This window comes from Halococcus saccharolyticus DSM 5350, assembly GCF_000336915.1.
GTDB classification, from domain to species: domain Archaea; phylum Halobacteriota; class Halobacteria; order Halobacteriales; family Halococcaceae; genus Halococcus; species Halococcus saccharolyticus.
This window is the reverse complement of the sequence record NZ_AOMD01000016.1, coordinates 1-13,272: the sequence shown is the minus strand read 5'-3', so window position 1 is coordinate 13,272 and position 13,272 is coordinate 1. Positions and strand designations below refer to the sequence as shown.

Sequence of the window (13,272 nt, the reverse complement as noted above, 5' to 3'; positions counted from 1 at the left end):
GTCGGACCAGTATGACCGCCGAAGCCACGATCGAGGCGTACTACGACGCGCTCCGGGCGGGCGATCCACTGTATCCCTTCTTCGCCGCGTCGGAATCAATCGTCAAGTTCGGTATCACCGACCAGCTTGCGGGCTACGACGAAATCAGGGCGAGCCTCCGCGAGCAGACTGACACGACCGAGGACTGGACCGTCGAGAGCCGCCAACTCCGAGTGAGCGAACACGAGTCGACCGCGTGGTTCAGTGACGACGTACTGATGGCGTGGCGGAGCACCGAGGACGGCGAGCACCGTGAACACGAGACGCGGTGGAACGGCACGCTCCGCCGAGACGATGACGACTGGCAGTTCGTCGGAATGCACGTGAGCACCGCCGACGCCGATACGACGAGCGGTTCGGCCACCACGAGGGAATCGACCGCCACCGGCGGAACTGGAGAGCGGTGATGGTCGGCCCCGTCTCGCGGGAGGAACGACTCACTGCGTCGCGTCGCATCAAAATCGGATTTATCGTTCTCGTCGGGCTCTCTGCCGGTCTTATCACCCTTCAAGGCGATTCCTCTCTTCTTACTTTTGCGCTCGCGGTGTGTGTCGGACTCGTCGTCGGGGCTGTCGTAGTCTGGCTCGCCTTCCCCCGTGGTCTCGGGTTCCGGAGCTGAACATCGTCAGGCCCGACCGCGGACCGCGCTACTCAGGCACGCGATCGAGCCACTGCTCCGGCGTGTCGAGTTCCGCGTTCGTCGGCAGGTTTTCCGGTCGATCCCAGACGACGCTCGCCCCCTCAACGCCGCGGGCGTCGGCGACGGTCTCGAAGAAGGCTTTCCCGCGCTCGTACTGCCGTCGTTTCATCCCCAGTCCGAGGAGTCGTCGAACGAGCTGGGAGACCGGCCCACGGCCCCGCCGTCGCGCCTCGACTTTTTCGCGGAGATCCGCGTACTCGTCGTCGAACGCTCGATCCATCAGGAGTTCGGCGTATCCTTCGACCGCGGTCATCGCGGCGTCGAGTTCGCGGAACGCCTCGCGGTCGAGGCTCCCCTCACCGAGTGCGTCGACCGCCCGCTCCATCCTGGCTTCGAGGTGGTCGGAGAGCCACGGAGCCGCACCGAACTCCGCGGCGTGGGTCACTTCGTGAAAGGCGATCCAGCGTCGAAATCGTGCGTGCGAGACGTCGAGCTCCTCGGCGACCCGCTGGATGTTTGGATGGACGAAGTAGAGCGCGTGGTCGTCGGCGTCGCTCGATCCGTCTCCCGCACCCCGATCGTCGCCCTCCGCGAGGAGGAGTGGATCGTACTGGCCGAGCACGTTGTTGGCGAGGAAGGCGAGCGCGACGGTCATCGAACCGGTGTTCGCCACCCGCGCGAGACCGGGAGCCAGCGTCCGCCCCTTGATGTCGAGCGTTCCCATGATGCGCTCGAACGTCGCGATGTTCGCGTCGATCCAGTGATGGCGGTGCTGGACCTCGATGGTGTCGGGAAGATCGAAGGAGACGCCAGCGACCTCCCGAACCCGGGTTCGGGCGTCGCGGACGTCGGCCGCGTAGCCCGACCGCTCGTCGGCGGTGAGCGTGAGATCACCCGCATCGGTGGCGGCCCGTGCAGCCTCGGTGACGGCGGCCCAATCGATCAGTCCATCGCCGGAGGCCTCGGTCACCGCTCTGACGCTGCGCAGGAGGTTCATACCGAAGAATGTCGCCGACCGGGCAAAGGGTTTCGCCTCTACAGCTCCTCGAACTCGTTCTCGGAGTCGTCGACACCGAACTCGTCGTCGTCCATCGCGAACTCGTCCTCGAGGTCGTCGCCGCCGAGATACCACTTCGCAACCAGCGCGAGCCCAACGAGCAACCCGAGGACGAACAGTTTGCGCAGCGCGCTGCCCGAGGATTCGCCGTCTTCCTCGTCAGCCACGTCCTCGTCGATTTCGACGACCGTATCGCCCGTTTCCTCGTCGTCGGTCGCCTGAACCGCACCGCCGCTACCGCCGTCCGCGCCGAGCGGATCGACACCAGCGTCGGGCTCGCTCTCGAACGACGTGTCGGTGTCGACGTCAGTATCGGTCTCGAACGAAGTCTCGTCGTCGGCGTCGGTCGAGAACTCGGTGTCGGACTCCGAGTCACCGGTCCCGAACCCGAGACGGTCGCGCAGCAGCTCGCCGATGTCGGAGCTGAGCTGGACGTCGCTCGTGAACTCGTTGTCCTCGCTGTGCAGGTGGAGTTCGAGCAGGGTTAGCTTGTCTGCCATGCCCCGATCGTTCGCGGTCCGGTGGCTTATTCGTTTGGGCTTTCAGTGCCGGGTTCTCGTCTCGTCGTTCAGACTCTATCCCACGCCGAACGGTTCATACCCGGGGCGTCGATACGGTGGCTGTGAACGAGAACCAGCGTTCGTTCCTCGACGATCTGCTCGAAACACCGAGCCCGTCCGGGTACGAAACACGCGGCCAGCGCGTCTGGACCGAGTACGTCGCGGAGTTCGCCGACGAGGTCCGGACCGACGACTACGGCAACGCGATCGCGGTTCACGAGGGTGCAGCCGACGCGCCGACCGTTGCACTCACCGGCCACGCCGACGAGATCGGGTTCGTGATTCGCGACATCAACGAGGAGGGGTTCGTCCGCCTCGGTTCGATCGGCGGTGCGGATAAAACTGTGTCGCGCGGCCAGCACGTCACGATCCACACCGACGACGGGCCGGTGTCGGGCGTCATCGGGCAGACCGCGATCCACCTGCGTGACGACCACGAGATCGCCGACATCGACGAACAACACGTCGACGTCGGGGCCGTGAACGGTGACGAGGCGCGCGAGCTCGTCGAGATCGGTGATCCGATCACGATCGCGACCACGATCGAGGAGCTCCACGGAACGCGGCTCGCAGCCCGCGGGATGGACAACCGGATCGGGACGTGGGCCGCTGCGGAGGGTCTCCGCCGAGCGAGCGAGGCCGATGTCGACGCGACGGTGTACGCCGTCAGCACCGTCCAGGAGGAGGTCGGCCTCCAGGGCGCGCGGATGGTCGGGTTCGATCTCGCGCCCGACGCCGCGATCGTGGTCGACGTGACCCATGCCACCGACGATCCCGTGACGCCCGGGAAACGCAACAACGGCGTCGAGCTCGGCGAGGGACCGGTCGTCACCCGTGGCGGTGCGAGCCATCCCGTTCTGGTCGACGCGATCCGGGAGGCTGCCGACACTGGCAAGATCGCGATCCAACTCCAGGCGAACGGCTCGCGGACGGGGACCGACGCCGACGCCTTCTTCACCCAGCGCGGCGGCATTCCGTCGCTGAACCTCGGGCTGCCGAACCGATACATGCACACCCCTGTCGAAGTGATCGATACGGACGATCTCGACGCGCTCGCGGCGTTGCTGGGAGCGTTCGTCGAGCACATCGACGTCGACGAGTCGTTCGCGGTCGAGGTGTGAGATCGCTGTCGGAGTGAGTTCGTCGCCGGAGCGTGCGTTCACCGCCGGGGCGTCTTATCGACGCGATCGCGTGACGGTACGCTTAATAGTCGAACCGAACGAGGACGCAGTATGACCGAGGGACGTCCGCTCGACGTGCTCGAAGCGACGCTCGGCGATAGCGTCGCAGTGCGGCTGAAAGATGGCGAAATTTATACCGGGTCGCTCGCGGGCTACGACCAGCACATGAACGTGGTGCTCGAACCCGCGAGCGGCGACGCTGAACCGCCGACGCCCGGCGAAGTCGGTGTCGAGACGGTCGAGAGCACAACGATTATCCGCGGCGACAACGTCGTCACGATAACACCATGACTGGATCCGGAACGCCGAGCCAGGGGAAGAAGAACAAGACCGTTCACGTGAAATGCCGCCGCTGTGGCGAAGCCTCCTACCACAAAACGAAGAAAGTTTGCGCGTCGTGTGGGTTCGGGAAATCCGCGAAGCGACGTGACTACGCCTGGCAGGAGAAGGCCGGCGAGTAAATGGACGAGAAGTGCGGGGTCGTCGGGGTTTCGCTCGCCGACCGCGCCGCCGCGCGACCGATTTACTACGCACTCTACGCCCTCCAGCACCGCGGCCAGGAGTCGGCGGGGATCGTCACCCACGACGGGTTCCAGCAACACTCTCACGTCGAGATGGGTCTCGTGGGCGATGCGTTCTCCGAGGCCGACATCGCGGAGCTCAATGGCCCGAACGGGATCGGCCACGTCCGCTATCCGACGTCGGGCAGCGTCGACTCCTCCTGTGCCCAACCCTTTTCAGTCTCGTTCAAGAGCGGCTCGTTGGGGTTGAGCCACAACGGCAACCTCGTCAACGCGGGTGCGCTGCGGGACGAACTCGCCGGGCTGGGCCACGCCTTCACCTCCGACGGCGACACCGAGGTGATCGCTCACGACCTCGCGCGGAACCTCCTCGACGGCGATCTCGTGAGCGCGGTCGAGCGGACGATGGGCAAAATACATGGATCGTACTCGCTCGCCGTGATGCACGACGACCGGGTGCTCGGCCTCCGCGACCCGCAGGGTAATCGGCCACTCTGTCTCGGCGAGGTGGAAGACGGCTATGTGCTCGCGAGCGAGAGCGCAGCGATCGACGCGCTGGACGGTGAACTCATCAGGGACGTCGAGCCTGGCGAACTCGTGGTACTCGAACCCGACGGTGCAGGCTACGAGAGCCACCGACTCGTCGAACCGGATCACACTGCGCGGTGTTTCTTCGAACACGTCTACTTCGCCCGACCCGACTCGACGATCGACGGCGAGCTGGTCTACGAGGCGCGACGAGAACTCGGGCGGAAACTTTGGGACGAGAGTGGCATCGACACCGACGTCGTGATGCCGGTGCCCGACTCCGGCCGGGCGTTCGCCTCGGGCTACGCGGAGGCCGCGAACGAGGGCGACGGCAGTGTGGAGTTCGCGGAGGGCCTGATGAAGAACCGATACGTTGGCCGGACGTTCATCATGCCGACTCAGGACGAGCGCGAGCGTGCGGTCCGGCTGAAGCTCAACCCCATCAAATCGACCGTCGAAAACAAAACTGTGACCCTGATCGACGACTCGATCGTCCGAGGAACGACCTCGACACAGCTCGTCGAACTCCTTCGCGACGTCGGCGCGGCGGAGGTCCACCTCCGGATCGGCTCGCCGGCGATCGTCGCACCCTGTTACATGGGCATCGACATGGCGAGCCGCGAGGAGCTACTGGCCGCCAGCCGATCGACGGAGGAGGTCCGCGAGACGATCGGTGCCGACAGCCTCGCGTACATCTCACAGGATGCAGTCGCCGACGCGCTCGCGACCGATCGCGCCGATCTCTGTATGGGCTGTGTCACCGGCGAATATCCCTACGACATCGCGGGCGAGGCGACTGATCGTGAGGTCTCTCGTCCCGCCATCAACGGCAATCGCGCGAGCGCCGACGACTGATCGACTGCTGTTCGTTCCTGAGTTCGGCCACGGCCAACGAGACGCCGGCCGTTCCAAGGTCTCGGGCCACTCACTCAGACACACGCACCTATTCACAGGATCGAACAACGAACGGCTCCACGGACGAGTGAAACCGCAAAACGAGACGGTCGAGTCGATTCGACCGTTACTCCCGTCGCTGCTTCCGTAGCAACATTCCGCTGGCGGTCAGGCCGACCGCAGCGATGCCGAACGCTCCGACGGCGTCACCGAGGCTACTCGATCCGTTGCTACCGGTAGTCGTCGTGCTGGCGTTCGTCGTGTCTCCGATCTCGCCGGCCGTGGTGTTCGTCGCCGATGCGTTCTCACTGCCACTCGTGGCAGTTGCGTTCGTCGACGCTGCTTGCTCTGCGCCCAGTGGGAGGATGCCGCCGAGCAGCGAGTCGAGAGCATCCCCGAGTTGGTCGACAGTATTGTTGAGCAGGTCGTCGAGCTCTGCAGGCGTGACCTCGCCGCTCTCGAACGCCCGTGCGAGATCGATGATCTCTCGGTTCGAGATCTCGCCGGTGTCGACCGCCTCGTTCAGCAGTTCGATCTCGGTGTCGTCGAGTTCGGCGACGAGATCGGCGAGTGCAGTCGCGTTGGGATCGTCAAGATCGTCGAGTACGTCGGCATCGAGGAGCAGTCCCGTGTCGAGATCGACGAGTTCGATCCCGAGCAGGTCGACACACACGCCGAGATCGGCGGTCGTGTCGGTGTCGACAACGGTGCCGTCAGCATCGAGCAGCCGCGCTTCCTCGATGACTGCCGCGCTGAGATCGATGCTCGCCACCTCGTCGAGGCCGCTGACGGAGACGTTCTCGCTTCCGTCGATCGGGCCGATCGTGACGGTTTCGTTGTCGCCCGTGGCCACGTTGAGGAGGTCCAGCTCGACGGTTGCGTTGGTCAAGTTGCCCGTCACGAGCGCGTCACGGCAATCACTGACGTTGATTTCGCCGGTTTCGTTGCCGTCGCCGGGGTCCCCGGGTCCGCCGCCGAGGACGCTCACCAGCGTGACCTCCGTACTGCCGACGTCGTTGTCGGCGTTCGGATCGTCAGGAGTGACCGTCGCCAGTTCGGCCACGTTGGTCGCGTTGAGCTCCGCGAGCGGATCGTCGAGGAGCGTGGCGTCGGTCGAGACCGCGAGCGCGTCGAAGGTGAGCGTCGCGGACTCGTTCGGATCGAGCGATCCCACGTCGTACTCACCGGTGACGGCGTTGAAATCGCCCTGACTCGCGCTCGAACCGGTGACGAGGAACGCCGTCGTGTCAGTGAGTTCGTCGATGTCCGCGATGACGTCCTCGTCGTCGACGGTCACATCCGTCGCCGTGGCGGGCCCCTCGTTGGTCACGGTCACCGTGAACGTCACGGGTTCGTTCGCCTGAAGGATCCCGCCATCCTCCAGAAGACTCAGCTCGACTTCGTCCGTGTCCGCGCTCTTCGTCACGCTGATATCGGCGGTGGCGGGCGTCTCGTTGCCGTCACCCGGTGTTTCGTTCCCGTCGCCAGGTGTCTCGTTGCCATCACCGGGAGTTTCGTTCCCATCATCGGGAGTTTCATTGCCATCGCCAGGCGTCTCGTCGTCGGGATCATTGATAAAATCAATCAGATCACTGAGATCGATGTTGTTGATATCGGTGTTGTTGATGTTGTTCTCGTTGACGATCCGATTGATCGTCTCGGTGGTGACCGTCGTGTCGGTGTCGACGTTGTTCTGGACCTGAGTGATGATCTCCTGCACTCGTTCGTCACTGATGTCGTTGTCGACGGTGATTTCGCTGCCCTCAACGACGATGGTTCGCTCACCGCCGTCACCGTCCGACCCGTCGTCCCCATCCGCACCGTCCGTTCCGTCTCCACTGTCATCGCCATCCGTTCCGTCCGATCCGTCCCCACCGTCGCCCCCATCACTTCCGTCCGCTCCATCCGTACCATCAGTGCCGTCGGTACCATCCGCTCCGTCCGTTCCATCAGCGCCATCCGCTCCGTCCGTTCCATCAGCGCCATCCGCTCCGTCCGTTCCATCAGCGCCATCCGTTCCATCAGCGCCATCCGCTCCGTCCGTTCCATCAGCGCCATCCGCTCCATCCGTAGCATCCGCTCCGTCCGCTCCATCACTTCCATCCGTTCCGTCAGCTCCATCCGCACCATCCGTTCCGTCAGCTCCGTCGGTTCCGTCTGCACCATCCGCTCCGCCAGCGGTATCGGCCCCACCATCGGCGCTACCGTCAGTACCGCTACCGTCGTCGCCAGTCGTATCGCTCGCCCCGTCACTCCCTCCATCCGCGTCGTTGGTATCTGACGAATCGATATCGACGCGAACGGCGTTGCCATCGCCTTCGATATCGACGATATCGTTGTCGGCGTTCGTCGTACAGTCGCCGGTAGCCCCACCGACACTCGCTACGTCGGCGTTGACTCGCACCTGATTACGATCGCCATCGATATCGACGACATCGCTGTCCTTTTGACCCGTACAGCATGTATCGCTACAGTTCGCTGCCAGACTGTACTGGCTACTCAGATGGGTGGATTGTCGCTCCTCTTCCTCCTGTAGTGTCGTGCTGTCCGATCCGGTGGTGTCGTGCCCGACCGCGAGTGCGGCCCCCGTCGCTCCGAGTACCACGAACAAACAGACGACAAGTGCAATTCCGACCGTTTTTGTTGCGCCCTTCGGTTCCATGCCAGATATGGTGTCACTACCGACTCACTTAGATTTGTGTCTAAGGATATTTCTGAAAATTAGTATGGCACCATAATCAATCGTGTTTCCTAGAATAGATTATCTGATAGTGTAATAGTCGAATGATTTTTTCTCTGCAACCATTCGAATAAATCTACTTAGGAAAACACGACTGTGTGTCAACAACCGTAGCGATTAGATCGAGACTCTCTATTGCCGAAGAGTCCTCACTATCCACACCATGGCCGACAAACGACGGACGACAGCACCGGCTGCTCAGCCGGTGCTGTGAGACCAACAGCCATTGCGTGTGAGTCGCGGCCAGACGGTCGTCGAATGGAAGCGTTTTTACCCAATCAAGGGATACCAACGAACCGCGCGTGGGTAGCCAAGCTAGGCCAACGGCGCAGCGTTGAGGGCGCTGTCCTGTAGAGGTCCGCCGGTTCAAATCCGGTCCCACGCATCCACTTTTTGCTACGCTCAGTCGCTCCCTGTGGTCGCTCCTTCGCTTGCAAAAACGTGGGGAAAAAGCCAACGTCACCCCTTTCAGGGGTTCCTCGGCCCGCTCGCTCACTGCGTTCGCTCGCGGTACAACCACTATGACTACCGTACAGCACCGCCGAAGCCCTCGGCCGCGAAGCGGCCTCGCCCTTCATCCGCCAGGACCGCCCCGCCTCCGCCAACCGCACCGCCCGAGCCCACGTCCCAGTCGCTCAGACGTCGCGTTCGATGACGAACCGGGTGAATTCGGCGAGGTCGTCGGCGATCTCGTCGTCGATGTCGAGCTCGCGGAGGGCATCGCGGGCTTCGCCGGCGAGTTCGAGCGCGCGCTCGCGGGCGTAGGCCACGCTGTCGGTCTCGCGAAGGATTTCGATCGCCTCCCGGATCTCGTCATCGGAGTTCTCGTCGGCCCAGAGAAGTTCCTCGAGCCGCGCGGCCCGCTCGGGTGAGGCTTCGTTTGCGGCGTGGATCGCCATCAGGGTCTTCTTGCCCTCGCGGATGTCGTTGCCGACGGCCTTCCCGAACGCGCCGCCGTCCTCGTCGGCGTTCTCGATATCGAGGATGTCGTCGCCGATCTGGAACGCGATCGACATCCGCTCGGCGTAGCGCGCGGCGCAGCGTTCGGTTTCGTCGGATTGGTCCGTAATGAGTGCGGCGAGGCGTGCGACGATCCGGCCGAGACAGCCCGTTTTGCACGCACACATCTCGAGATACTGGGTCTCGCTCATCCGAATGGCCTGCTCGTTGTGCCAGTGGATGTCCATCCCCTGGCCGAGATGCGTCCGGTTGAGTTCGTACATCAGCATCTCGTAGATCGCGAGTCGGATTTCGGCGTCAAGATCGCCGGGGTTGTGCGCCACGATATTGAGGGGCAGAAAGTACATCGCGTTGCCGGCGTTGAGCGCGACGTCGGTCCCGGCCTCGCGGTGGAGCGCGGCCTCGCCACGGCGCATCGTCGCGCCGTCCTCGACGTCGTCGACGATGATCGTCCCGTTGTGGAGGATTTCGGGAATGCAGGCGTAGGGGAGATACTCGTGAGGGTCCGCGCCGAACCCGTCGATCAGGAGACAGCAGACCACCGCGCGCCAGCGTTTGCCGCCTCGATCGAGCAGGTTCCAGATCGGATCGGGGAGCGCGCGCTGGATAGCGACCGGGTCGTACTCGTAGGTCGGCTCGCCGAAGGCGCGGGCGACGTACTCGACGTCGATCTCGCGGGGGAGCAGCCGCTCGATCTCCCTATCGATGACCGGCCGCCACGCCGCGAGCACGTCGCGCATACGGTTGTGACCGGTGGCGGCGGGCTAAAAAGTCTCGTTCTCTGCCGGAGCCGGATCCGGGACCGACTTACTCGTCGTAGGGCCAATCGCCGATGATTTTCATCCCTGCCGCCTGATCTTCGGCTTCGAGCGCCGCCGCGATCGTCTCGGGCTCTTTGTGCTCGACCGCGAACTCGTCGTCCGCGAGACGAACGCACAGTTCGGTCAAGAGGATCGACTGTTCGCGGAGGTTCCGGACTTCGAGTTTGTCGAGCGTGTCCGCAAACGTGTGACCCCACCCGCGCCCTTCGTCGCCCGTCTCGCTCATCAGGTGGTAGCCGGGAACGCCCCACTGGACGTACGGCCAGTGGTCGCTGTGGGGGCCCTGTTCGGGTATCGTCGTGACTGGGTGATCGAAGTCGTCGGCCACCTCGGTGACGAGATCGTCGAGCCGGTCGAACCCGTGAGTGTGGGCGCTGAGGGTCCGTCCACGAACGACGCCGTCGTTGTTCACGATGGCTGTGATCGAATCGTGATCGCGCTCGGCGGCGTCGTGGGCCGATCCCACCAGGCCGACCTCCTCGGCACCGTAGACGACGAGGTGGACCCGGGTATCGAGCTCTGTCTCGCGGTCTGCGAGGGCGTTCGCCACTTCCACGACCACAGCCGTGCCAGCCCCGTTGTCCATCGCACCCTCGGCGATGTCGTGGGCGTCGACGTGACTCGTCAGCAACACCGCCTCGTCGGTGTCGGGACCGAGATCGGCGTGAACGTTCTGGCTGGTCGCGTCGTGGGTCTCGGCCTCGACAGCGACTTCGACCGTCTCGCCCTCACGACGCCGCGAGAGTCGCGACCCGACTTCCTTGCTCACCCCGATCGCGGGAATTTCGCCGATCGGCGATTCGGGGGTGCCGACGCTCCCGGTCGGCGGGAGGCAGCCCTCGACGTGATTCCGGAAGACGAACGCGGCCGCACCCCTATCGACGGCGTAGTAGTATTTCTCGCGGCGGTGGATGAACCGATCGTAGTGGTCGGGAACGTTCGATGCGACCATCACGACCTTTCCCTCGATGTCGGTCTCCTCGAAGTCGCTCGGGAGGCCGTACCCGAGGTCCACGAGCTCGCCCGTGACCTCGCCTGCGGGACTCCGCGGAAGTGCGATGGTCTCGCGGGTGCTGTCACCGGCACCGATCGTCGCGGAGCCGCGAGTCCACCCCTGAATGTCGAACTCTTCTAACTGTACGTTCCGCGCGCCGACGTCCGTCAGCACGTCGCGGGTCGCTTCCGCGGCGCGGCGTTCGCCGTCGCTCCCCGCCATCCGGTCGCCGATGTCGACCAGTGTTTCGAGGTGGTTCCAGCCGACATCGCTGGTGAACACGTCACCGATCCAGTGGGTCATGCGCTACCGATCGTTCCGTCCCTCGCTTGAGTGTTCGGGAAGCGGCCAATCGACTCGGGCGAACGGTGTGATGTCGACGACGGGTGCCGACCGTGGTTCGGCCGATCGCGTCGACCCCGCAGTCTTTTGGCCCGCCGTGTGCAACGGGAACCGATGAGCGATGGCGAGCCGGCGAGGCGTCGTGAGTCGACCAGCGTCGGTGTCTTCGCTCCCGAGACCGACGCAACCGAAATCGTCGACGCGGTCGACGCGGCCGGCGGGGTCGCCCCCGGTGCCGTCGATATCGCCGTCACCGAAACCGCCGGCACCGATCACGACGCGGTCGTTGCGGTCGGTGATGCGGGTCTCCGCGAGTGCGTCGCAACCGGCGTCGACGTTCCCGTCCTCCCGGTCGACGTCGACGGAATCGCATCGCTCGCCAGCGGCGACGATTCGGACGGGATCGAACGATTTCTCGCCGACGAGTATCCGATCCGCGAACGGCCGGTGGTGGCAGTCGATACGCCGACCACGAACGGGCGAGCGCTGCGTGATGTCGCCCTGATGACTGCCGCGCCCGCGAGTATCTCGGAGTTCGCGGTCGCCGCCGGGACCGAGGTGCTCGGTCACGATGCGGTGGCTGGCGGGAGTGCAAATCAACTCGCGAAGTTCCGCGCCGACGGCGTGGTGGTGGCGACGCCTGTCGGGAGCCACGGGTACGCGCGCGCTGCCGGCGGACCGGTAGTCGTCGACGGCACCGACGTGGGTGCGGTGGTGCCGATCTCGCCGTTCGCGACCGATCCCGATCACTGGGTGGTCCCGCTGTCGGGCGTGTCGCTCACCGTCGAGCGCGACGACGCCGATGTGGAACTGTTCGTCGACGGACACTCGCTCGGTCGCGTCAGGTCAGGCAGCCCGGTCCGGATCGGCCGCGATGGAACGCTCCGGCTCGCGTCCCCGCACCGTGTGTGAGCGGCGAGAAATGGGAAAGGCTCTAATGCGATCCCATCGGAAAGCCGATCATGCAACCCCTCTCGCTGTTCGGGCCGATCGACGCGGTCCTCGGGAGCGGTGAACGCCCGCTCATCCTGTACGTTCTTTTGATCCTCGCGATCGTCAACGTCCTCACGCGCGCGATCGCCCACCGATCGCACGTCAACGACGCACGCGAGCAGGGTGCGGACGCCATCGGTCAACATCCGGCCCACGTCGCTTCGACGATCCTGCTGATCCTCGCGTCGTTTTATCTCATGACGATCGAAGTCCACTCGGGCGTCGTTCTCTCGATCCTCGTGGTCGGGATGTTCATCACGGACTTCTTCGAGCTCGAAGCACTGCGCGTCGAGGCACGCAACGACCGCAGCCTCAGCCGTCCGAACGGAGCCATCGCCGCCTCGGTGCTCGTACTGCTGTACGCGGGCTTTCTCAGCGTCTTCTTCGTGGTCGCCCCGATCTGGAACGCGATCGTCTGAGCTGATTCCGATCGTTTTGCGGTCGTAGCGGACACATCTCCAGCAATGCCGCTAGGACGTCACCCAAATCACCCATCAATTGGAGTTGATAGAAATCAATCTTGAGGAGATAATAGAGTATGAACAGATACTGAGAAGAGTTTTAGTGAAACAGTAGTCGATTATTCTCCGATGGATGAAACGATATCAAGATGGTCTTTGCAGATCGGAACGGCGCGACCCCCAGTTCCGTCATGGAGAGAACGGCACGGGAGTGCAGCGAAATGATGAGCGATATCGACCGAGTGCCGACGGCGTCGTTCGCGACGGAGCCATCGGATCTCGCCGTCCGCCGGGAACGGATCGAGGAGTTCGTCACCGAGATCATCCGAGACGTGGCCGCGGACGGGGTCGTCGTCGGGATGAGCGGTGGCGTCGATTCGACGCTGGCGACGACGCTCGCGGTCGAGGCGCTCGGGCCGGAGCGCGTGACGCCGCTCGTGCTTCCGTCGTTGAAGAGCGCAGAATCACACGTTCGTGACGCGCGGATGGCCGCCGCCGATCTCGGTCTCGACCCCATCACGATCCAGCTTCGGCCCCTCGT

General features: G+C 64.2%; 12 protein-coding genes, 1 tRNA gene and 1 pseudogene. 9 read left to right on the top strand and 5 right to left on the bottom strand.

Features of this window, described 5'->3' with window-relative positions:
* Positions 1 to 11 precede the first annotated feature (11 nt).
* Positions 12 to 446, top strand: a complete 435-nt coding sequence (locus C449_RS05765) for a nuclear transport factor 2 family protein (protein WP_006077031.1) — start codon at positions 12 to 14, stop codon at positions 444 to 446.
* 240 nt (positions 447 to 686) lie between these two features.
* Here the strand turns inward: C449_RS05765 and C449_RS05755 are convergent, their stop codons facing one another.
* Together C449_RS05755 and C449_RS05750 are read right to left on the bottom strand one after the other, a co-directional pair.
* Positions 687 to 1,676 (bottom strand): zinc-dependent metalloprotease, encoded by a 990-nt coding sequence (locus tag C449_RS05755; RefSeq protein WP_006077029.1) that lies wholly within the window; start codon positions 1,674 to 1,676, stop codon positions 687 to 689.
* Positions 1,677 to 1,714: 38 nt separating this feature from the next.
* A complete protein-coding gene (locus C449_RS05750) occupies positions 1,715 to 2,236 on the bottom strand; it encodes a hypothetical protein (protein ID WP_006077028.1) in 522 nt (173 codons plus the stop codon).
* A 122-nt stretch (positions 2,237 to 2,358) separates the two neighbouring features.
* On the opposite strand from C449_RS05750, the gene C449_RS05745 reads away from it, so the two are divergent.
* The 4 genes from C449_RS05745 to purF all read left to right on the top strand — a co-directional run bounded on the left by C449_RS05745 (position 2,359) and on the right by purF (position 5,381).
* Positions 2,359 to 3,417 carry a M20/M25/M40 family metallo-hydrolase gene (locus tag C449_RS05745; RefSeq protein ID WP_006077027.1) on the top strand — a complete coding sequence of 353 codons (1,059 nt, stop codon included), beginning with the start codon at positions 2,359 to 2,361 and terminating at the stop codon, positions 3,415 to 3,417.
* Positions 3,418 to 3,528: 111 nt separating this feature from the next.
* A complete protein-coding gene (locus tag C449_RS05740) occupies positions 3,529 to 3,768 on the top strand; it encodes an LSM domain-containing protein (protein WP_006077026.1) in 240 nt (79 codons plus the stop codon).
* On the top strand, positions 3,765 to 3,938 hold the full coding sequence (locus C449_RS05735) for a 50S ribosomal protein L37e (RefSeq protein WP_005044428.1): 174 nt from the start codon (positions 3,765 to 3,767) through the stop codon (positions 3,936 to 3,938). The genes C449_RS05740 and C449_RS05735 overlap by 4 nt, the downstream gene beginning before the upstream one ends.
* Positions 3,939 to 5,381 carry an amidophosphoribosyltransferase gene (gene purF, locus C449_RS05730; protein ID WP_006077025.1) on the top strand — a complete coding sequence of 481 codons (1,443 nt, stop codon included), beginning with the start codon at positions 3,939 to 3,941 and terminating at the stop codon, positions 5,379 to 5,381.
* A 166-nt stretch (positions 5,382 to 5,547) separates the two neighbouring features.
* Here purF and C449_RS05725 read toward each other — a convergent pair whose 3' ends face one another.
* Positions 5,548 to 8,025 carry a DUF11 domain-containing protein gene (locus C449_RS05725; protein WP_241430084.1) on the bottom strand — a complete coding sequence of 826 codons (2,478 nt, stop codon included), beginning with the start codon at positions 8,023 to 8,025 and terminating at the stop codon, positions 5,548 to 5,550.
* A 435-nt stretch (positions 8,026 to 8,460) separates the two neighbouring features.
* Between C449_RS05725 and C449_RS05720 the strand changes: the two genes are divergently transcribed.
* Positions 8,461 to 8,545: transfer RNA gene (locus C449_RS05720), tRNA-Leu, on the top strand.
* A 250-nt stretch (positions 8,546 to 8,795) separates the two neighbouring features.
* On the opposite strand, the gene C449_RS05715 is transcribed toward C449_RS05720, so the two are convergent.
* Both C449_RS05715 and C449_RS05710 read right to left on the bottom strand, forming a co-directional pair.
* Entirely contained in the window at positions 8,796 to 9,860 is a 1,065-nt protein-coding gene (locus C449_RS05715) for a polyprenyl synthetase family protein (RefSeq protein ID WP_006077023.1), read from the bottom strand.
* A 67-nt stretch (positions 9,861 to 9,927) separates the two neighbouring features.
* Complete coding sequence (locus C449_RS05710) at positions 9,928 to 11,238, bottom strand: M28 family peptidase (RefSeq protein WP_006077022.1); 1,311 nt, start codon at positions 11,236 to 11,238, stop codon at positions 9,928 to 9,930.
* Between the two features lie 153 nt (positions 11,239 to 11,391).
* Here C449_RS05710 and C449_RS05705 point away from each other — a divergent pair, with 153 nt between their 5' ends.
* The 3 genes and pseudogenes from C449_RS05705 to C449_RS05695 all read left to right on the top strand — a co-directional run.
* Positions 11,392 to 12,189, top strand: coding sequence for an NAD(+)/NADH kinase (locus C449_RS05705; RefSeq protein WP_006077021.1), 798 nt, complete (start codon positions 11,392 to 11,394; stop codon positions 12,187 to 12,189).
* Positions 12,190 to 12,239: 50 nt separating this feature from the next.
* On the top strand, positions 12,240 to 12,689 hold the full coding sequence (locus tag C449_RS05700; protein WP_006077020.1) for a DUF7313 family protein: 450 nt from the start codon (positions 12,240 to 12,242) through the stop codon (positions 12,687 to 12,689).
* A gap of 266 nt (positions 12,690 to 12,955) precedes the next feature.
* Positions 12,956 to 13,272: pseudogene (locus C449_RS05695) on the top strand (NAD(+) synthetase); the annotation flags it as partial.

Excerpts from the sequence above, each read along its gene's own strand:
- C449_RS05765 (WP_006077031.1), top strand. The coding sequence starts at position 12 with ATGACCGCCGAAGCCACGATCGAGGCGTACTACGACGCGCTCCGGGCG.
- C449_RS05755 (WP_006077029.1), bottom strand. The coding sequence starts at position 1,676 with ATGAACCTCCTGCGCAGCGTCAGAGCGGTGACCGAGGCCTCCGGCGAT.
- C449_RS05750 (WP_006077028.1), bottom strand. The coding sequence starts at position 2,236 with ATGGCAGACAAGCTAACCCTGCTCGAACTCCACCTGCACAGCGAGGAC.
- C449_RS05740 (WP_006077026.1), top strand. The coding sequence starts at position 3,529 with ATGACCGAGGGACGTCCGCTCGACGTGCTCGAAGCGACGCTCGGCGAT.
- C449_RS05735 (WP_005044428.1), top strand. The coding sequence starts at position 3,765 with ATGACTGGATCCGGAACGCCGAGCCAGGGGAAGAAGAACAAGACCGTT.
- purF (WP_006077025.1), top strand. The coding sequence starts at position 3,939 with ATGGACGAGAAGTGCGGGGTCGTCGGGGTTTCGCTCGCCGACCGCGCC.
- C449_RS05715 (WP_006077023.1), bottom strand. The coding sequence starts at position 9,860 with ATGCGCGACGTGCTCGCGGCGTGGCGGCCGGTCATCGATAGGGAGATC.
- C449_RS05710 (WP_006077022.1), bottom strand. The coding sequence starts at position 11,238 with ATGACCCACTGGATCGGTGACGTGTTCACCAGCGATGTCGGCTGGAAC.
- C449_RS05705 (WP_006077021.1), top strand. The coding sequence starts at position 11,392 with ATGAGCGATGGCGAGCCGGCGAGGCGTCGTGAGTCGACCAGCGTCGGT.
- C449_RS05700 (WP_006077020.1), top strand. The coding sequence starts at position 12,240 with ATGCAACCCCTCTCGCTGTTCGGGCCGATCGACGCGGTCCTCGGGAGC.